Annotated in this window: 19 protein-coding genes and 2 tRNA genes; 15 read left to right on the top strand and 6 right to left on the bottom strand. The window is 65.2% G+C overall.

The features are described from left to right. Positions 1-31 precede the first annotated feature (31 nt). Positions 32-105 (top strand) — tRNA-Cys (locus JQ617_RS07585). Between the two features lie 189 nt (positions 106-294). Further along, positions 295-441 carry a hypothetical protein gene (locus JQ617_RS07580; RefSeq protein ID WP_212025596.1) on the top strand — a complete coding sequence of 49 codons (147 nt, stop codon included), beginning with the start codon at positions 295-297 and terminating at the stop codon, positions 439-441. A gap of 88 nt (positions 442-529) precedes the next feature. Here JQ617_RS07580 and JQ617_RS07575 read toward each other — a convergent pair whose 3' ends face one another. Then, on the bottom strand, positions 530-724 hold the full coding sequence (locus tag JQ617_RS07575; protein WP_063683582.1) for a hypothetical protein: 195 nt from the start codon (positions 722-724) through the stop codon (positions 530-532). 251 nt (positions 725-975) lie between these two features. Between JQ617_RS07575 and JQ617_RS07570 the strand changes: the two genes are divergently transcribed. The 11 genes from JQ617_RS07570 to JQ617_RS07520 all read left to right on the top strand — a co-directional run bounded on the left by JQ617_RS07570 (position 976) and on the right by JQ617_RS07520 (position 13,967). Further along, positions 976-1,239: a hypothetical protein gene (locus JQ617_RS07570; protein ID WP_212025595.1), complete on the top strand. Its 264-nt coding sequence runs from the start codon at positions 976-978 to the stop codon at positions 1,237-1,239. 1,412 nt (positions 1,240-2,651) lie between these two features. Then, complete coding sequence (locus JQ617_RS07565) at positions 2,652-3,815, top strand: PspA/IM30 family protein (RefSeq protein WP_212025593.1); 1,164 nt, start codon at positions 2,652-2,654, stop codon at positions 3,813-3,815. A gap of 10 nt (positions 3,816-3,825) precedes the next feature. Continuing rightward, entirely contained in the window at positions 3,826-4,488 is a 663-nt protein-coding gene (locus tag JQ617_RS07560; RefSeq protein WP_212025590.1) for an OB-fold-containig protein, read from the top strand. 20 nt (positions 4,489-4,508) lie between these two features. Beyond that, the gene (locus JQ617_RS07555; RefSeq protein WP_212025588.1) at positions 4,509-6,209 is read left to right on the top strand and encodes a flotillin family protein; all 1,701 of its coding nucleotides are present in this window, start codon (positions 4,509-4,511) and stop codon (positions 6,207-6,209) included. Between the two features lie 212 nt (positions 6,210-6,421). Beyond that, positions 6,422-6,790, top strand: coding sequence for a hypothetical protein (locus JQ617_RS07550; protein ID WP_063683573.1), 369 nt, complete (start codon positions 6,422-6,424; stop codon positions 6,788-6,790). A gap of 195 nt (positions 6,791-6,985) precedes the next feature. Then, positions 6,986-7,060: transfer RNA gene (locus tag JQ617_RS07545), tRNA-Asn, on the top strand. Between the two features lie 213 nt (positions 7,061-7,273). Continuing rightward, a complete protein-coding gene (locus JQ617_RS07540) occupies positions 7,274-7,453 on the top strand; it encodes a hypothetical protein (protein WP_212025586.1) in 180 nt (59 codons plus the stop codon). Between the two features lie 138 nt (positions 7,454-7,591). Then, positions 7,592-8,254: a protein-L-isoaspartate O-methyltransferase family protein gene (locus tag JQ617_RS07535; protein ID WP_212025584.1), complete on the top strand. Its 663-nt coding sequence runs from the start codon at positions 7,592-7,594 to the stop codon at positions 8,252-8,254. Between the two features lie 206 nt (positions 8,255-8,460). Next, complete coding sequence (locus JQ617_RS07530; RefSeq protein ID WP_212025998.1) at positions 8,461-9,852, top strand: TolC family outer membrane protein; 1,392 nt, start codon at positions 8,461-8,463, stop codon at positions 9,850-9,852. Positions 9,853-10,160: 308 nt separating this feature from the next. Next, positions 10,161-10,937, top strand: coding sequence for a PopZ family protein (locus JQ617_RS07525; RefSeq protein ID WP_063684852.1), 777 nt, complete (start codon positions 10,161-10,163; stop codon positions 10,935-10,937). Between the two features lie 153 nt (positions 10,938-11,090). Continuing rightward, positions 11,091-13,967, top strand: coding sequence for a valine--tRNA ligase (locus tag JQ617_RS07520; protein ID WP_212025583.1), 2,877 nt, complete (start codon positions 11,091-11,093; stop codon positions 13,965-13,967). Positions 13,968-14,081: 114 nt separating this feature from the next. Here JQ617_RS07520 and JQ617_RS07515 read toward each other — a convergent pair whose 3' ends face one another. After that, on the bottom strand, positions 14,082-14,684 hold the full coding sequence (locus JQ617_RS07515; RefSeq protein WP_212025581.1) for a DNA-3-methyladenine glycosylase: 603 nt from the start codon (positions 14,682-14,684) through the stop codon (positions 14,082-14,084). Between the two features lie 130 nt (positions 14,685-14,814). Here JQ617_RS07515 and lipA point away from each other — a divergent pair, with 130 nt between their 5' ends. Continuing rightward, complete coding sequence (gene lipA / locus JQ617_RS07510; protein WP_063683567.1) at positions 14,815-15,771, top strand: lipoyl synthase; 957 nt, start codon at positions 14,815-14,817, stop codon at positions 15,769-15,771. Between the two features lie 6 nt (positions 15,772-15,777). After that, a complete protein-coding gene (locus JQ617_RS07505; protein WP_063683566.1) occupies positions 15,778-16,248 on the top strand; it encodes a type II toxin-antitoxin system RatA family toxin in 471 nt (156 codons plus the stop codon). Positions 16,249-16,434: 186 nt separating this feature from the next. On the opposite strand, the gene JQ617_RS07500 is transcribed toward JQ617_RS07505, so the two are convergent. The 4 genes from JQ617_RS07500 to JQ617_RS07485 are packed head-to-tail and all read right to left on the bottom strand — an operon-like array spanning position 16,435 to position 19,607. Then, complete coding sequence (locus JQ617_RS07500; protein ID WP_212025579.1) at positions 16,435-17,250, bottom strand: c-type cytochrome; 816 nt, start codon at positions 17,248-17,250, stop codon at positions 16,435-16,437. After that, complete coding sequence (locus JQ617_RS07495; protein ID WP_212025577.1) at positions 17,250-18,872, bottom strand: b(o/a)3-type cytochrome-c oxidase subunit 1; 1,623 nt, start codon at positions 18,870-18,872, stop codon at positions 17,250-17,252. The genes JQ617_RS07500 and JQ617_RS07495 overlap by 1 nt, the downstream gene beginning before the upstream one ends. Next, complete coding sequence (locus JQ617_RS07490) at positions 18,859-19,434, bottom strand: cupredoxin domain-containing protein (RefSeq protein WP_212025576.1); 576 nt, start codon at positions 19,432-19,434, stop codon at positions 18,859-18,861. The genes JQ617_RS07495 and JQ617_RS07490 overlap by 14 nt, the downstream gene beginning before the upstream one ends. Next, positions 19,431-19,607 carry a hypothetical protein gene (locus JQ617_RS07485; protein WP_018641890.1) on the bottom strand — a complete coding sequence of 59 codons (177 nt, stop codon included), beginning with the start codon at positions 19,605-19,607 and terminating at the stop codon, positions 19,431-19,433. The genes JQ617_RS07490 and JQ617_RS07485 overlap by 4 nt, the downstream gene beginning before the upstream one ends.

Here is a 19,607-nt window from a genome sequence, read left to right as displayed (position 1 = left end):
ATTGATCCCCTATATTGGTCCGCCCTTATGGGGCCACGTGGCGGAGTGGTTACGCGCCGGTCTGCAAAACCGTTTACTCGGGTTCGAGTCCCGACGTGGCCTCCATCATAAGTTTCTGATCCTTCAGCAAGAATCGATATCTCCGCGGGCTTCCACCGATGCCGCGCGCGCCGCGGCGGGGCGCCACCACCGGGTTTGCCCGGGGTCTGGCGGAAACCCGCGATTCAGCTCGCTGGCATAGAGTTCGCATCTGCGAAGTGATGCACTTCCCATCACCCGAGCGCTGGAGAGCACGTGGGCGACATCGTCCGGTTTGTTCCGAAATCCGAGCTGGAGCGGGCACGCCTCATCCGTGAGGCCCGCGCGATCTATGACAGCATCTTTCCGCCGGCCGCGCCCGACCGGGCGCCGCAGGACGGTGAGGATCGCGTTAAGACCTGATCGCGGCCGCGCCGACTTTCGGCACAGGGCCTGCAGCAAAACGCCCGCGAGGCGCGGGCGTTGAAGGTTCGCGGGTGGGAGAAGCCTCTCAGCAGGCCGCGTACCAGCCGTCCGGAAACGGCAGGAGGGGCCAAGCGCCCTCGTTGTCGTTCGCGGCTTTGGGCGTTGCGGCATACGACCAGGAGCGGGGCACGAAATCCTCCTCCGGCACGGGCGCGAAATCTTCGTTGATCATGGCGTCGCGGACGGCATCCAGCATCAAGTTGAATTCGGCTTCGCTCATCACACCCTCCGGAACGGATGGCGCACTGTCGCAAAGCCGGTTTGTTACCCGATTGAGCCGATCGTTCGCATTTTAACGATCCGGCGATCAGGTCCCGATTGGTTAGCGATTTCTAAAAATCCCCGCGGGAACCCTACGGTCCTCCCGGGCAGCGCGAGTGTGAAAGAGATCACATCCCCCGCGTTTTATTTCTCCTACCCCTCGCGCAACGGCCCATTCGGGCCGGGGCGGGCAGAACGGGAGAGTTTGTCATGAAGGCAAGGTTCTTGCGGTTTGCGGGTGTGAAGAGCAGGGCACGCCGCGCCTCCACGATCGGGTTGTTCCTGACGTTGTTCGCCTCCGCCGCTCAGGCGCAGCAGGGCACGCCCGAGCAGCGCCGCGCCTGCACCCCCGACGTCTACCGGCTCTGCGCCGGCGAGATCCCCAATGTCCGCGCCATCTCGGCCTGTTTGCGCCGTAACCGCTCAAGCTTGAGCGAGGCTTGCCGCAGCGTGTTCGACCAGGCCGGCGGCTGACATGGCTGTCCTGTGGGTTTGTGCGCAGCAAGCACCTCGTGCGGCCTCGCGAATCCGGCATAGTCGGGCTGTGGATATGCTGCGGACAGGCTGTGGAAAGCCGGTTGATTTGCTGCGGATATCGCGCGCAGATGCTTCGTGCGAGCGACGCAATTCCGGCGGAGAGCGTCATATATCCGTCAAGCAGCTTCACCGAATGATTCCCTGATCGGGAAGAGTGCTGTGCCCGCCAAGATCATTTGGTTCTCCCGAATTCGGAATCCCGCACCTGCCGGCGGGCGTCGAGATATTGAGCTGCCCGCCGGGCAAAACACGCTACGGCTCGGTCAATCGGCTCGCACCAAAATATTCGCCTTTACAGAAATTCGGGTTTGTCGCATTCTGCCGCCACCTCATCCCAGTCAGAGGGGCGTATCGCGATCGTCACGAACGCGGGGTGAGCCGTGGTGGACGCAGGCCACATCGGCGCGACGGGCATCGCAGGGCGGGAAACCGTGAGCGGCAGCCGCGCGCACACGACCGGTGAGGTCTGCGTACGGTAAAACCGTGTCGTCCTGACGCCCGGGGTCTGTGCGTCAAGTCTTGCGGTGATGCGGCGGCCCAACCGGGCACGTGCATCAGCCATCCGCAAGGCGACGGGGGCAATAGTGCATCGCTCCCCGGGGAGAGCTCGGCATAAGCCGTAAAACCACCGCGCAGGGAAGGCCGGATGTCAGGCTTCACCTGTATGCCGCTGTGCAGCTTTTTGTAGCGCAACTTTCGCACAGTGGACCGTGGGTGCCCGGCCGGCACCCGGTCTTCCCTGCGCCCTCTGACGGAGGAGGGTGGGACGATGCAAAGCTCGGGCGAAATGAGCCGCGAGGATGCGAAGATGTGTCTGCGAGCTGAGATGTGCGTGATTGGAGGCGATGTTGCTCCTTGCTCCGTCATTGCGAGCGCCGCGACTTGTCCGCCGAAGCCTTGGCCAAGGCGGAAGCAATCCAGAATCCTTCCGCGGCAAGACTCTGGATTGCTTCGTGGCACCAGCGCAAAATTGCTTCGCAATTTTGTCGCGGGCTCCTCGCAATGACGGCGCGGAGAGAGTCGTGCGTCACACTCCAATCCCGCGCCCCGGACGCTGCGCAGCGCTCCTTCAACGGTGCGCTGCAGAGTCGGGGCCCATCCGGCGGCAGGCCACTGGGTCCCGGCTCTGCGCAGCAGCGTAAGAACGCTGCAGCGCGTCCGGGACACCAGCTCCGGCTTCGATGCAAACCGCAACCCGCGCGTGCAAGAAGTCTTGATCGGCGGTGATCCAGCAGTGATCCGCCGCCTTGAACGCAGCCCCGGGCGACAGCGACTAACTCATGGAGTGCACAAGGATCAGTGGAACGTGATCGACCTTCCTCTTCCTAAAGCACCAAAATGGTGCTTTAGTGCTTTTCATGAGCCCGTCGCCCAAGAACGCTCCGTCCGCGCTGCGTTACAGGCTTGCCCCTGAGCCGGCCGCCAAGGCCGCCATCGAGGCGACGTTTCTCGCCTATGACCGCATGATGGAGATCCTCGACGAGGTCGCGCGGACCCACAATGTGGGCTCCAACGTCGTCCTGCTCCACGCCCATGCCTATGAGCCGATCCGGAAAGAGACCGCGCTGCCCTCGCGCCTGGTGACGCTGGGCCTGCGCGACCGCGCGGAGTATCGCGCCGCGCAAGGCCGCCGCCTGCCGCTCGACGACAAGCTCGCCAAGATCAAGGGACCCGCCACCATTTCGATTGCGACCGTGCAAGGGCGCTTCAGCGTGCCCTTCGACTATGCCGGCTATGCCGAGGGCTGGGGGCAGAGCGTGCCCGCCCACCTCATCCGCACCGACGACGGTTTCGAAGTTCACTACGGCGTCACGCCGAACAGTCTGCCAGAGGAGGAGAACGCTATGGATACCATCGCTGCCGCCCCCGACAACTTCCTGTCCCGGGTCGGCCGCCTGATCGCCGGGATCGCCTACGACGCGATCGAGCAGGCGGAAGGCAAGAACAAGCTCAAGGTGGTCGGTCAGGCCATCCGCGAGATCGAGCGTGCGGAAAGCGAGGCGCGCGACGCGCTCGCGGCCGCACGGGCCGAGGAATATCGGCTCAACGCCCGCCGTGGCGAGATCGAGCGCGAGATGACCGATCTTGCCGCCAAGATCGAGGGCGCGATCACCGACAGCCGCGATGATCTGGCCCGCGCCGGCATCGCGCGGCAGATGGATCTGGAGGCGCAGTTCGAGGTGCTCTCCCGCGCCATCGACGAGAACAACGAGAAGATCGAGCAATGCGTGACCTCGCTTCGCGCGGTGCTGTCGGCGCTGCAGGATGCCGAGCAGCGCCGCGCCGATCTCGAGAAGAGCGAGGCCCACGCCAGCCACCAGGCCTCGACGTCGCCCCGCAAGTCCGGCGGCAGCTCTGCAGCGGCAAAAGCCTTGCGGGCGGGCAGGGCGGTGGCAAGGGCAACCGGCGTGCCGCAGGGCATCCCGTATTCAAGCGACATCGACGAGCTCAGCGCGTTGCATCGCGACAAGGAAATTGCTGCGAGGCTGGCGCGGTTGAAGTCGCGCTCCTGAGTGCCGTGTCATGAGCACATTGCTCGAACACGTCATGATGCCGGAGGTCAGGCCGTTCTCGATCGCGGCGGCCATGATCCTAATCGTCGGCTCGCTCGAAGTGATCTCGATGCTGGTCGGAGCGTCCCTCAGCGAGATGCTCGGCACCAGCATCGATTTCAGCCATCCCAGCGACAACGGCGTGCTGAACGCCATCTCCTGGATCAATGTCGGCGGCGTGCCGCTGCTGATCTTCCTGTTGCTGGCGCTCGGCGCCTTCTCCATCACCGGCTTCCTGATCCAGGACATCGCGCGGATGGTGGCGGGTCCCTTGCCGGCGACGGTCGCCTCGATCGCGGCCGTCGCGGTCTCGGTTCCGCTGGTGCGTGCCGCCAGCGGCGCCATCGCACGGGTCATTCCGAAGGACGAGACTTACGTCGTCGGCCTCGGCGATCTCGTCGGCCGTGTCGGTGAGGTGGTGGTCGGTCCGCTCGATCAGGGGCCGCCGGGCCGCGTCAGCGTCGCCGACGTCCACGGCAACCGCCATTTCGTGCTGGCGGTGGCGGCGCCTTCGTCATCGCCCCTGCCGCAGGGAACCCTGGTGCTTCTCGTCGATCGCGATGGCACCCGCTTCGTGGCGGTGAAAGCCGAGGATGAACTCAAGCCGTCCAAGCCCAGTCTAAGCAGCAGCTAGGTCATTCATTGGAGAAAGTCATGTTCGACATCGCAGTCCCGGCCATGATCGGCGTCGCGCTGATCGTTGTCCTGGGGATCGTCTTCACCATCCTCTACAAGCGCGCCACGCGTGACGAGGCCTTCGTGCGCACCGGCCTCGGCGGCAAGAAGGTCGTGCTCGACGGCGGCGCCATGATCCTTCCGATCTTCCACTCCTATGCCAGCGTCAATTTGAAGACGCTGCGGCTCACGGTCGAGCGCAAGGAGCGGGAATCCCTCATCACAAAGGACCGCCTGCGCGTCGACATCGTCGCCGAGTTCTACGTGCGCGTCCGCCCCGACGACGAGAGCATCGCGCTCGCGAGCCAGACGCTGGGCGCACTGACCAATGACGCGGAAGCCCTGCGCAACCAGGTCGAGGCGAAGTTCGTCGATGGCCTGCGGTCCGTGGCCGCAACCATGACCATTCTGGAATTGCAGGAAAAGCGCAGCGACTTCGTCAAGCACGTCCAGGCGACCGTCGAGTCCGACGTGAAGTCCAACGGGCTCGAGCTTGAATCTGTGTCGCTCACGAAGCTCGACCAGACCGACGTCAAGTTCTTCAACCCCGAGAACTTCTTCGACGCCGAAGGCCTGACCCAGCTCAAGACCGTCACGGAAACCCGCCGGCGCGACCGCAACGCCATCGTGCGCGACAACGAGGTGGCGATCGCCCAGAAGGACCTCGAGGCGCGGCAGCAGACGCTCGGGATCGAGCGGACCAAGAAGGAAGCCGAGCTGTCGCAGGAGCGCGACATCGCCAACAAGACGGCCAGCACCCGCGCCGAGGTCGCGTCCGCGACGCAAACCGCCCGCCTGACCGAGGAGAACGCCCGCATCGACACCGACCGTGCGGTCGCCGAGAAGGAGGCAGGCGCCAAGCAGATCAAGGAAACTGCGGTGATCGAGTCCGATCTCGCCATCAACAAGCGCAAGACCGACGCCCAGCGCGAGATCCAGATCGCGACGCAGGAGAACGAGATCCAGATCGCATCCAAGAGCAAGCAGACCTCGGAAGCGGTCGCCGAAGCCAAGACCGCCGAAGCCGTCGCCGTCTCCGCGGAGGAAAAGGTCGTCACGGCACGCGCGGTCGAAGTCGCCGACCGCGCCCGTCTCACCCAGGTGCTCGCCGCACGCACCGAGGCCGAGCGCAAATCGACCGAGCTGATCGTCGCCGCCGAGGCCGAGAAGAAGGCCTCGCTCGACCGTGCCGAGGCTGTCAAGACGCTGGCCACGGCGGAGGCCGAGTCCAACAAGATCAAGGCGGTCGGCGTCAGGAATATCGGTGAGGCGGAAGCCGCCGTCATCACCATGAAGAACGAGGCGCAGAACAAGCTCGGCAGCAATGTCATCGATTTCGAGATCGCCAAGAAGCGGATCGAGACCATGCCCTCGGCGCTGGCCGAGATGGTGAAGCCGATCGCCAACCTGAAGGATGTCCGCATCCTCCATACCGGCGGCGCCTTCGGCGGCAACGGCAATGGCGCCGCGGGCGGTGGCGTCGGCTTCGGCGAAGGCCTTGCCGGCGAGCTGCTCAAGGTGCACGCGCTGCGCCCGATGATCGACGAGATCCTGCGCCAGAGCGGCTTTGCGCCGGGCGACGATCCCGTGAAGGCGCTGGTCGGTGCCGTGACGGGCAAGAGCAACGGCGCCGCAGTGCCGGCGCCCGCGCCGGAGAAAACAAACGCCGCCGATCTATGAATGCCCATTCATTGCTGCTGAGAAATCGAAACGATAGAAACAGGCCCTGCGCGTCTCGCGTCGCGCAACGTCCCGGAGTGCTGGTCGATCGCGTCTCGTATCGTTCGATCGCACTCCGGACGCTTTGAGGAGGCAACGTCATTTGTTGCCGCGGCGCCTGCGCCGATCGACGTCAGGCGCCTCAAGCCTGTTTCGATCCGAGGATTTTTCACATGAAGTATTTTCTCTCCGGACTGCTTGCGATCGGCCTCTCGATCGCGGCCACGGCGTCATTCGCCGCCGATGCCCGTAACGTCACCGTCGTCAACGAGACCGGCTATGCCATCAAGTTCCTCGGCTTCAACGCGCCGGACGATGGCCTGGACGAATGGGAGAACGAGCTCGAGAAGGTCTTGCAGAACCAGGCGAGCACCTATGTCGAGTTCGACGAGGACGACGAGGGCTGCGTCTGGAACATCCGCGTCGACTGGCAGAACTACGACGAGGCCGTGTTGTGGAAGAACGTCAACCTCTGCAAGATGACCGCGCTCCGGCTGCGCTACGATCCCGGCACCAAGACCACGTCTTTCGTCGCCGAATAGTTTTCGCGGCGAGAGCGCCTTCGGGCGAATACACGCTCGCGTCAAGACAACGCGGCAGACCAAAACCTTGTGACCCTGAGGAGGGGCCGGCCCAGGCCCTTCCTCGAATGCGTTGCGGAAGATGACGAATTCGTCCTTTGCAAGCGCAACCGGCTTTGTTATACGCACCCGCGCGCGGACGACAGTTCGCCCTTTTCCTCGGTAGCTCAGCGGTAGAGCATCCGACTGTTAATCGGATGGTCGCTGGTTCGAATCCAGCCCGGGGAGCCAAATTTCACCGTAAAATCAGCGCCTTGTGAGCGCCTTCTGATGTGGCGCACGACCGCGTTCGCGCAGTCTCTCAAGCCCTTCCGCGCCCGTTCCAGCCAGAATCGCGTTCAACCAGATGTGTGCGCAGTCCCGCCCCAGGCCGCGGGTGCGGCACCAAATCGACTTAATTCAAATCGAGCTTCGGAGGGCCGGACTCTTACGGAGCTGATTCCCATGCCCGACATCCAGATCGACCGCGCCCACCTGGCTCCCTCGATTCTGCCGGCCGACGTTCCCGAGCTCAGCGACGACGAGTGCCTTGCCCGCCTGAAGCGTGCGGTCGAGACGCCCGATTCGGCGCGGCTGGACGAGGTTGCCGCCTTGATCGGCCGTCTCGCGGTGACGATCGAATAATTCGTCCTGTTCCCTGATGCGGTGAGATGTGCGGCGTGGCAGGCCGGCGCCAACGGCCATGTTGCGTTTTCGCCGGGCATGTTCCAAAGATGCCGGCAACTTCCGTCCGCGGCATCGTCCGCATTTCAGGGTCCGCAAATGTCCGGTTTCTCGACCGCGCGCCTCAAAATGGTCGATGGCCAGGTGCGCACCAATGACGTCACCGATCGTCGAATTCTCGATGCCATGCTCACCGTTCCGCGCGAGGCCTTTGTGCCGGCGAGCCGGCAAGCCTTGGCCTATCTCGACCTCGATCTCGATGTCAGCGAGGGCGGCCCCAAGCGGTTCCTGATCAAGCCGCAGCTGACCGGCAAGCTGCTCCAGGCCGCCGAGATCGGCGAGGGCGACAACGTCCTGGTCGTCGGCTGCGCCACCGGATACCTCGCCGCGCTGGCCTCCAAGCTCGCCCGCCAGGTCACCGCCACGGAATGCGATTCGGCTCTGGCCGCAAAGGCCAGGGAGACCCTGGCCGCGCTGGGCGTCACCAATTTCACTTGCAAGGCCGCTTCCTGCACCGAGGGCGACCCGTCTGCCGCCCCCTATGATGTGATCATCCTCAATGGCGCCACCGAGGTCACCCCGGAAGCGCTTTTCGGGCAGCTCAAAGAGGGTGGGCGCCTCGTCGGCGTGTCGGCCGAATCGCGGCCGCCCCGGGCCATGATCGTGACCCATACCCACGGCGAATTCGGCCATCGGGCGCTGTTCGACGCCGCGGCTCCGGTGCTTCCCGGGCTGGAGCGGGCCGCCGCTTTCGTCTTCTGACCCCCAAAATCCCGTTAAAATACCGTTCTGAATCAGAAGTGTGGCCGGGATGCTGCACGTGAAGAGTTTCCACCGAGAACTACCTTGAGGTAGTTCCGTCGCGCCAATCCGCGTCCTATGTTGCGGCGGGGCAACGACTCCACTCGGTAGACGATAACCCAGCTCGCGGGCACGAGTCGGGCGTTAGAATGAACGGAATTTTTGGGATGCATGGGGTGAAGTTCTTCACCGGAGCTGCAGTTTCGGTCCTGCTGCTGGCGCTCGCTGGGCCGACGCCTGCCTTGGCGGACACGATCGAGGCCGCATTGGTGCGCGCCTATCAAAACAATCCGCAGCTCAACGCACAGCGCGCGCAGGTGCGCTCGACCGACGAAAACGTGCCGCAAGCTTTGTCGGGCTACCGCCCCAAGGTCAATTTGAGCCTCAGCAGCGGCTATCAGTATCAGGATATCCAGCAGACCCAGAAGGGCCTGCCGATCCACAGCGACCCGCCGCTGCAGCCCAACGCCGCCAGCCTGACCATCAACCAGACGCTCTATAACGGCAATCAGACCGCCAACAGGACGCGCGCCGCCGAGAGCCAGGTCTCCGGTTCGCGCGAGGCGCTGCGTGTGCTCGAGCAGACGGTGCTGCTGCAGGCTGCCACCACCTACATGGACTACCTGCGCGACTCGGCAACGCTCGAAGTTCAGCGCAGCAACGTGCGCGTGCTCGAGCAGACGCTCAAGCAGACGCGCGATCGCTTCAATGTCGGCGAGGTGACGCGCACGGACGTGGCGCAGTCCGAAGCCCAGCTCGCGGCCGGCAAGACGCAGGCCCTGACCGCCGAATCGAATCTCACGACGACGCGCGCGAACTTCCGCCGCATCATCGGCAACGAGCCGGCGAACCTGGCTCCGGGCTCGCCGGTCGATCGCTTCCTGCCCGGGACGATCGCCTCCGCGGTCAATCTCGGCCTGGTTGAGAACCCGAACGTCACGGCCGCGATGTTCGGCATCGACGTCAACTATCTCCAGGTCAAGATCAACGAGGGCGCGCTGCTTCCGACGGTCACGGTGCAGGCTGGCATCACCCAGTCGTACCAGCAGACCCTGACGGTGTTCCGGACTACGACCGGATCGGCGATCGCGACGGCCTCCGTGCCGATCTTCCAGGGTGGCGCGGAATACGCGCTGATCCGGCAGTCGAAAGAGAACCTGGCGCAGCAGCGCCTCAATCTCGAAACCACCCGCGACCAGACCCGCGCCAACATCGTGCAGGCCTGGGGCCAGCTCGAAGCCGGCAAGGCGCAGGTGCAGTCCGCACAGGCGCAGGTGACGGCGTCCGAGATCGCACTGAACGGCGTGCGCGAAGAAGCCAAGGCCGGCCAGCGCACCACGCTCGACGTGCTCAACGCGCAGCAGGCGCTGGTCAACGCGCGCGTTGCGCTGGTGACCGCGCAGCACGATCGCGTGGTTGCATCCTACTCGGTGCTCAACGCGGTGGGCCGTCTCGCACCGCAGGTGCTTGGTCTCAACACCACGGTCTACGATCCGAGCGTGCACTACCAGCAGGTCCGCGACAGCTGGGCCGGCGTGCGTATTCCTGACGGGCGCTGAGTCCCGTAGTGATCCGGTCGGCCTCGCAAACAGCGAAGGCCGATCGGTGCTTTGCTTGCAATCATCAAAACCCCTGACATAGCCTTGCCAAGATGATGCGGATCGATTCGCTCCGCATTCGATGTCGTGTGCGTAAAGCTTGAGTGCCGAGGGCAGGGGCGCACCGCCGCACGTTGAGCCGTGATCTGGGGACAAGTCGGGCTGCCGCGACGAAAATGTCGGGGCGTTCGTTGCGGAACCGGCCAATCCTGTCGTGCTTGGTGTAAAACAACGCATGCGAGGGCGTTGATGATGATGTGGAGTCGGAGATGACGCAGCCTGCAAAGGTCACAGAACCCTCGATGGAGGAGATTCTGGCCTCGATCCGGCGCATCATTGCCGACGATGAGGCCAAGCCGCCGCCGGCTGAAGCTGCGAAGCCCGAGAAGGCTGCAGCCCCCGCCGCGCCGCCCAAGCCGCAGGCCATGAACGACATCCCGCCCTCCAAGGTCGCCCCCGCAAAACCCGCCGCCGAGAAGCCCGCGCCACCGCCGGCGGCAAAGCCGGCTCCCGCGCCGCCGCCTCCGGCGCCCGCGGCGGATGCCGGACCGAACAACCAGGACGATATCGACGCGCTGCTCGCGGGGCTCGACGCGGCGACGCCTGCACCCGAGATGCGTGCTCCGGAACCGGAGCCGGAGCCTGAACCCGACGTGCTCGAATTGACCGACGAGATGGCGATGGACCCGGTGCCGACACCGGCTCCGCCGCCGCCGAGCTTCCGCAAGGTCGAGCCGCGGGACGACCTCGAATTTGCCGAGGCGCCGCCGCCGCGCCCGGCACCATCCTTTGCGCCGGTCGACTTCGATGCCCCGCCGCTGCCGCCGCAACAGCCGATCCTGGCGCAATCGACGGTCTCCGCGGTCGAATCGGCCTTCAACTCCCTGGCCCATACGGTGCTCAGCAGCAATGCGCGGACGCTGGAGGATCTGGTCAAGGAGATGCTGCGCCCGATGCTGAAATCCTGGCTCGACGACAACCTTCCGGGTCTGGTTGAACGCATCGTGAAGGCGGAAATCGAGCGGGTCTCGCGCGGCGGCCGGTAGGCCTCGGGCGAGGGCCCTCATTAAGCCGCGCTTAAGCATCATGATTTGGCCGTTCCGAGCGGGCCGGGAAGCCGATTTGCCGCGGCGCCTTCTGCTGCCCCTCTGTCGACCTTTTCGTTGACTTGACCCGCTCGCGCGGCTTTCTAGCAGCCCATGATCGAGAAAAATTACCAGCCCGCCGATATCGAAGCCCGCATGTCCGTGGTGTGGGAGGACAGCCTTGCCTTCAAGGCCGGCCGTCCCGACCGCCGCGACGCAGCGCCGTTTACCATCGTGATCCCGCCGCCGAACGTGACGGGCTCACTGCACATGGGCCACGCCCTCAACAACACGCTCCAGGACATTCTCTGCCGCTTCGAGCGCATGCGCGGCCGCGACGTGCTGTGGCAGCCCGGCACCGACCATGCCGGCATCGCCACCCAGATGGTGGTCGAGCGGCAGTTGATGGAGCGCCAGCAGCCCGGCCGTCGTGAGATGGGCCGCGAGAAGTTTCTCGAGCGCGTCTGGCAGTGGAAGGCCGAGAGCGGCGACACCATCATCAACCAGCTCAAGCGGCTCGGTGCGTCCTGCGACTGGTCGCGCGAGCGCTTCACCATGGACGAGGGCCTGTCGAAGGCCGTCATCAAGGTGTTTGTCGAGCTGCATCGCGACGGCCTGATCTACAAGGACAAGCGGCTGGTGAACTGGGACACCAAGCTGCTCACCGCGATCTCCGATCTCGAGGTGCAGCAGACCGAGGTCAAGGGTCACCTCTGGTATCTGCGCTATCCGATCGAAGGCAAGACGTTCAACCCCGAGGATCCCTCGACCTTCATCGTCGTCGCTACCACGCGCCCCGAGACCATGCTCGGCGACACTGGCGTTGCCGTGCATCCCGAGGACGAGCGCTATCTGAAGCTGATCGGCAAGAACGTCGTCCTGCCGCTGGTCGGCCGCAAGATCAAGATCGTCGCCGACGACTACTCCGACCCCGAGAAGGGCTCGGGCGCGGTCAAGGTGACGCCGGCGCACGACTTCAACGACTTCGAGGTCGGCAACCGCCACGGCCTGCGCCGCATCAGCGTGCTCGACAAGGAAGGCTGCCTCGATCTCGTCGACAACGAGGACTATCTGCGCGACCTGCCGGAAGGCGCTTCGCATTTCGCCGAGGAGTTCAACAAGGTCGACCGCTTCGTCGCGCGCAAGCGCATTGTCGAGCGGCTGGAATCGTTCGGCTTCGTCGAGCGGATCGAGCCGCACACCCACATGGTGCCGCACGGCGACCGCTCCAACAGCGTGATCGAGCCGTATTTGACCGACCAGTGGTATGTCGACGCCAAGACGATGGCGAAGCCGGCGATCGCGGCGGTGCGCTCGGGCGAGACCTCGTTCGTGCCGAAGAACTGGGAAAAGACCTATTTCGAGTGGATGGAGAACATCCAGCCCTGGTGCATCTCGCGCCAGCTGTGGTGGGGCCATCAGATCCCGGCCTGGTACGGTCCCGACGGCAAGGTGTTCGTCGCCGAGACCGAGGAGGAGGCGATCAGCCACGCGCTCGGCTATTACGTCGAGCAGGAGGTCATCACGCCGGAGCAGGGGCGCGAGATGGCGCTCGACCGCAACAAGCGCGAGGGCTTCATCACGCGTGACGAGGACGTGCTCGACACCTGGTTCTCCTCGGCGCTGTGGCCGTTCTCGACGCTCGGCTGGCCCGAAGACGCACCCGAGGTGCAGCGCTACTATCCGACCAACGCGCTGGTGACCGGCTTCGACATCATCTTCTTCTGGGTCGCCCGCATGATGATGATGGGCCTGCACTTCATGAAGGAGGTGCCGTTCTCGACCATCTACATCCACGCCCTCGTCCGCGACGAGAAGGGCGCCAAGATGTCGAAGTCGAAGGGCAACGTCATCGACCCGCTCAACCTGATCGACGAATACGGCGCGGACGCGCTGCGCTTCACGCTGGCCGCGATGGCGGCGCAGGGCCGCGACATCAAGCTTGCCACCAGCCGCGTCGAGGGCTACCGCAATTTCGCGACCAAGCTCTGGAACGCCTCGCGCTTCGCCGAGATGAACCATTGTGCCGTGCCCGACGGTTTCGAGCCGGCGAAGGCCAAGGAGACGCTGAACCGCTGGATCGCGCATGAGAGCGCGCACACCACGCGCGAGGTGACCGAGGCGATCGAGGCCTACCGTTTCAACGACGCGGCCGGCGCGATCTACCGCTTCGTCTGGAACGTCTATTGCGACTGGTATGTCGAGCTCGCCAAGCCCGTGCTGCTCGGTCCCGACAGCCCGGCCAAGGACGAGACCCGCGCCATGGTCGCCTGGGCGCGCGACGAGATCCTCAAGCTGCTGCACCCCTTCATGCCCTTCATCACCGAGGAGCTGTGGGAGGTGACGGCCAAGCGCGAGGGTCTGCTCGCATTGGCGCCGTGGCCGCTCAAGCCGGCCGAGCCGTCGCCGGAGCAGCTCGCGATGCTTGCCGCTGCGGCAGGTCCCACCGATCCGCTGATCTCGCCGGCACTGGTCATGCCGATCTTCGACCATGCCGACTTCACCGATCCCAAGGCTGAAGCCGAGATCGGCTGGGTCATCGATCTCGTCACGCAGATCCGTTCGGTGCGCGCGGAGATGAACATCCCGCCGGCAACGCTGACGGCGCTGGTGCTCGCGGGCGCCTCCGCCGAGACGAAAGAGCGCGCACCGCGCTGGACCGACGTCATCAAGCGCATGGCGCGGCTGTCGGATATCTCGTTCGCCGACCGTGCGCCGGACGGCGCCGTCCAGCTGCTCGTGCGCGGCGAGGTCGCCGCCTTGCCGCTCAAGGGCGTCATCGACGTCGCCGCCGAGCAGACGCGCCTCGACAAGGAGATCGGCAAGGCCGATGCCGACATCAAGCGCGCCGAATCCAAGCTGGCAAACGAGAAATTCGTCGCCAACGCGGCCGAGGAGGTCGTCGAGGAGGAGCGCGAAAAGCGCGAGGCGGCGCTGGCGCGCAAAGCCAAGCTGCTCGAGGCGCTGGAGCGGCTGAAGCAGGCGTCGTAAGTCCACCCGCCGTCATTCCGGGGCGGCTCGAAGAGCCGAACTCCGGTGTGCGATTGCGCACCTGAGAATCTCGAGATTCCGGGTTCGATGCTGCGCATCGCCCCGGAATGACCGTCACTTCGGAAACGGCTTGCTCAGAAACTTCGAGCCCCTGACGCCATAGCGCCAGGGCAGCTCGACCGCCTTGGTGATGCCGATCCGGATGCCGGCCACGACCTCCACATCCTCCGTCCGCGCATGCAGCGCGATCGGCGGGCGGTCCAGCGGCAGGGTGTTGTGCGCGATGGTGATGCCGAGCGCCTCAGTCAGCTTTCCTGGGCCCGAGCAGAGCGCGTGAACCTCCTGCAGATGACGGCGGCGGCGCATGGCGGCGAGGCCATGGGTCGGTTCCAGTGCGCGGATCAGCACGGCGCTGGCCGAGCCTGCCTCCTCACAGACGAAGTTGACGCACCAGTGGATGCCGTAGGAGCGGTAGACATAGGCATAGCCGGGCGGGCCGAACATGATCTGGTTCCGCGGCGTGGGGCCGTTGTAGGAGTGCGCCGCCGGTTCGGTATGGTGATAGGCCTCGACCTCGACGATGATCCCGCCGACGCCGTCGACCAGCATGGTGGCCCCGATCAGGTCGCGTGCGACCTCGCGGACGTCGCGGTTGAAAAAGGCGCGCTTCAGGGCCTTGCCAAGCCGGGGTGTGGAAGGTTTCGAGACTGGAGCCATTCGAGGTGAGAATCGCCTGAGAACAGAGCAGGATATTGCCCATATCTGCCATGTTCCCTGAAGTGATGCGAGCCGGGTTGCGATGCCGGGCCAGACCGACTAGGTAGGACCTGAACAGACCGGACACCCCATGGTCGTTATCGTCGATACCATCTCGAACCCGCTGCGCCCGCGCCACCCCGAAAAGGTGAATCGCCCCGATTCCGCTTCCCCGCCGAAGCCGGACTGGATCCGCGTGCGCGCGCCCAACACCCGCGGCTATGCCGACACCCGCAACATCGTGCGCGCCAACGGGCTGCATACGGTGTGCGAGGAGGCGGGCTGCCCGAACATCGGCGAGTGCTGGGACAAGAAGCACGCGACCTTCATGATCATGGGTGACACCTGCACCCGGGCCTGCGCCTTCTGCAACGTCAAGACCGGGCTGCCCAACGCGCTGGATGCCGCCGAGCCGCAGAACGTGGCCGAAGCCGTCGCCAAGCTCGGCCTTGCCCACGTCGTCATCACCTCCGTCGACCGCGACGATCTCGCCGACGGCGGCGCCGAGCATTTTGCCCAAACCATCCGCGCCATCCGCGCCGCGTGTCCCTCGACCACGATCGAGATCCTGACGCCCGACTTCCTGCGCAAGGAGGGCGCGCTCGAGGTGGTGGTCGCGGCAAGGCCCGACGTGTTCAACCACAATCTCGAGACGGTGCCGTCGCGTTACCTGACGGTGCGGCCGGGCGCGCGCTACTTCCATTCGATCCGGCTGCTGCAGCGGGTCAAGGAACTCGACCCCACCATCTTCACCAAGTCCGGCATCATGGTCGGCCTCGGCGAGGAGCGCCACGAGGTGCAGCAGGTGATGGACGATCTGCGCTCGGCCGACGTCGACTTCCTGACCATCGGGCAATACCTGCAGCCGACCCGCAAGCATCACGCGGTGATGCGCTATGTGCCGCCGGACGAGTTTTCGTCCTACGAGAAGGTCGCCTACACCAAGGGGTTCCTGATGGTGTCGGCGAGCCCGCTCACCCGCTCCTCGCATCATGCCGGAGAGGATTTTGCGAGACTGAAGGCCGCACGGGCAGCTAGCGCCCGCTGAACAGATATGCCCCGTTTTTCGAGCAAGCGCCGTGTCGATCACAGCGCATCCGAGATGTTCGATCTGGTCGCCGACGTCGAGCGCTATCCGGAATTCGTGCCGCTGTGCAGCGCGCTGAAGGTGCGCCAGCGCATGGCGAAGCCCGACGGCATCGAGGTGCTGGTCGCGGACATGACGGTGTCGTTCAAGCTGGTCAAGGAGTCCTTCACCAGCCGCGTGACGCTCGATCGCGCCAATCTGAAAATCCTGGTCGAATATCTGCAAGGTCCGTTCAGCAACCTCGAAAATCGCTGGACGTTCGAGCCCAAAGGCGAGGGCGTCTGCGACGTCGGCTTCTTCCTGTCCTACGAATTCAAGAGCCGCATGCTGGCGATGCTGATGGGCTCGATGTTCGACGCAGCCTTCGCGCGGTTCTCGACGGCGTTCGAGAAGCGGGCCGATGCGATCTACGGCCGGCCGAAGCTGGCGCCGACGTAGCGTCCATCGAGCACGCTCTCGTGTCCCGGACGCGGTGCAGCGCGCAGCGCTGCTCCGCAGAGCCGGGACCCAGAAGGCAACACGGCAACATGCACAGAGATGGGCCCCGGCTCTGCAGCGCACCACACCGGACGATGCTTCGCATCGCCGGCGGCGCTGCGCTGCGTCCGGGGCACGGGACTGTCCTCAATCCACCGCCTTCACCACATCCGGCGGCTGCGAGGCGTAATACGCCGCGGCCTGCTCGATTTCCTGCGGCGTCATCGCGCGGGCGATGTTGCGCATCTGCTGGCTGATGTCGTTGCGCCGCTCGCCCGACGCGAAAGCCTGGAGCTGCGCCTTCATATAGGCTTCGGACTGGCCTTCCAGCCACGGGCTGCCGGTCTTGTTGTCGAGGCTGCCATGGCAGGAGCCGCACGGCGCGATCCCGCGCATCGGCGCGCCGAAGATGACGATGTTCGGCTTGGGCAGTTGCGGCGTCGGGTGATAGGCCGGCAGCCGCGGCAGGTACGCGTAGTAATTCGAGAGATCGGCGATCTCCTGGTCGGTCAGATTGACGGCAAACGGCGACATCACGGCATTAGTGCGCGCGCCCGATCGGAAGTCGTGCAGCTCCTTGTAGATCACGGCGGCATATTGACCGGCGAGGTTCGGTGAGTCGGCGCGGCTGACGCCGGTCGGGCCGTGGCAGATCGCGCAGCGCTGCGCCAGCGTGGCGCCGCGGCCGATCGCCTCCTGGCTCGGGCGTGACAACGTGCTCGACGTCAGCACGACCTCGGACAGACGCTTGTCCTGCGCCGGCGCTGCGATGGAAGCGGCGCGCTGCGGCACGCCGGCGGCGCTGCAGATCGCATCCCAGACATTGGCGAACTGGACCCAGGGCTGGGCGAACGGCAGCACGATGAAGCCGACGATCGCCGTCACGACCAGGATCGCAGCAGTGATGCCGACGCCGCGCGTAAAATGCGGGTTGTTGAAGGTGAAGAGGTCGCGTGCGCTCATCACTGCGCCCCCACATAGACGGCCGGCACCGACGTGCCCTCGGTCAGCGCGAGCGTCAGGATCGGATAGCCGTAATTGGTGAGGGTCAGCGCGATCATCAGCGCCACCCACAAAGCATGGGTGTTGAGCGCAACCGGCACGGTCACGGGCTGATGCACGGCCACCGCAAAGCGATAGGGCCCCGCGTCAGCCTGAGGCGCGCGCATGCCGCGGGCGAGGACGACCAGGAACAGGATGCCTGAGGTCAGCAGGATGAAGCCGCCGATCGCGGAAAGCGTGACGGAGAGCGCCTGCGGCGCGATGGCGGGATCGCCGAAGTCGAAATAGGCCATGCGGCGCGGCATGCCGAGAATTCCGACCCAGTGCCACGGGAAGGTCGTGACGATCATGCCGATGAACCACAGCCAGAGCTGGGTGCGGATCAGGCGGAGGTCGATCAGCTCGCGCCCCGTCAAATGCGGCCACAGGTCGTAGGCGATCGCGAAATACATGATCACGATGGCGCCGCCGAAGATCAGGTGGAAATGGCCGGTGATCCACTGCGTGTTGTGGATCGAGGCGTCGAGCTGGTAGCTCATGTTGATGAGGCCGCCGGCACCGCCGAAGCCGAGCATGACGAAGGAGAAGGCCAGCGCCAGCATCATCGGATTGTCCCAGGGCAGGGTCCTGATCCAGCCGAACATGCCGCGGCCGCCGCGCAGCCGCGCCGCGATCTCGACCGAGGCGCAGATCGTGAACACCGTCAGCAGCGTCGGCAGCGCGACCAGCGCGGTGAAGGCCGAATGGATGAACTTGAAGCCGGCGCCGACTTGCGGATCGGCGAAGGTGTGGTGCATGCCGATCGGCATTGCCACCACCAGGAACAGGATGAAGGAGATCCGCGCCATGCTGTCGGAATAGACCCGCCCGCCGATCGCGCGCGGCACGATGGTGTAATAGGCGATGTAGGTCGGCATCAGCCAGAAATAAACGATGGCGTGCAGCGTCCAGGAGAAGAAGACGCGCGCGAGACCCGCATCGATCGTCGCCTTCAGTCCGGCCGCGACCGGAATGATCTGCAGCAGCAGCTCGAGCGCGGCGCCGACGGCAGTCCAGGCCCACAGATAGGAGCCCGCGACATTGGCGAACATGGCGAGTGGCACGGCCGCGCCGGGATTGGCCTTCCGCCAGACGCGCAGATTGATCGACATCAGCGCGACCCAGATCCAGGAGCCGACCACGACCAGCACGACGCCGAGATAGTAGAAGACGTTGCCGATCAACGGCGGATAGAACGTGTAGAGCACCGAGGCGCGCCCCAGTGCGATCGGGATCACCGCCATGATGCTGCCGGCGACGATCAGCCAGAATCCGGCCCAGGCCCAGCGCACACCGACCAGGCGCTGCTGCAGCGCGGATTCGCTGATGGCATAGCCGAATCCCATCGCGACCAGCGTCGGGAAGACGTAGCCCATCACCGTGCCGTGCGCGGTCAGCGAGCGGTAGTAGAGCTCCGGATTGGACAGCCAGGTGCCGATCGGGCTCCGGATGAACATCTGCCAGGCGCCGAGCGTCAGCGCGATGCCGAACACGCCGAAGGCCAGCCAGAAATGGGCGAGGATGAGCTTCCTATTGACCAACACAGCTCAGCCTCCCGCCGCCCTTCGCACGATTGGCGAATTCGGTCTTGTCGATCACCCTGACCTTGCCCCACATGCCCTCGTGGCCGAAGGAGCAGAACTCCTGGCAGGGCATCAGATAGTCGCCGGTCCTCGCAAAGCGCATCAGCTGCTCGGAGACGTAGCCCGGCACCAGCATGGTGTTGATGTTGGTGCCCTGGACCAGGATGCCGTGGACGACGTCGGCGCTGGTGGCGCGCAGCGTGATCGGGGTATCCACGGGCACCACGATGCAAGCCGGCGTGAAGGAATATTGCTGGCCGATCGCGCGCACGGTCACATTGCCGTTGGCTTCCAGCACGCTGCCGAGATTGCTCTCGATGAACTCGCCGGACAGATGAATCCGGGAGGGATCGGTGGTCTCGACGCGCGGCTGCGGCATGGTCGCGCGATGGATGCCGGCGAATGCCGCGAGCAAGGCCATCATCACGATGATGACCACGGCAATGGTCGCCCAGCGCCGCTCGACGCGGGCCGCGACCTCGGCGCTGGCGCTGCCGTGTCCATGGGTTTCCTCGGTGCTCATTGCAGCGGCCCGCGCGGCAGGAAGACGAACAGATAGAAGGCGAGCCACATCGCGACGACGCAGGCCGTCGCGATGCCCGCGAGCACGATGGCGCCGGAGGGGCCTTGCGCCACGACCTCCTCGACGGCCTGATCGGCGGCGGCTGGGCTGGTCGGCGGATCGGAATTGATCAT

Origin of the sequence: Bradyrhizobium sp. KB893862 SZCCT0404, from assembly GCF_018130885.1 — a bacterium.
In the GTDB taxonomy this organism is placed as follows: Bacteria; Pseudomonadota; Alphaproteobacteria; order Rhizobiales; family Xanthobacteraceae; genus Bradyrhizobium; species Bradyrhizobium stylosanthis.
This window is presented reverse-complemented; position numbering and strand designations above follow the sequence as displayed.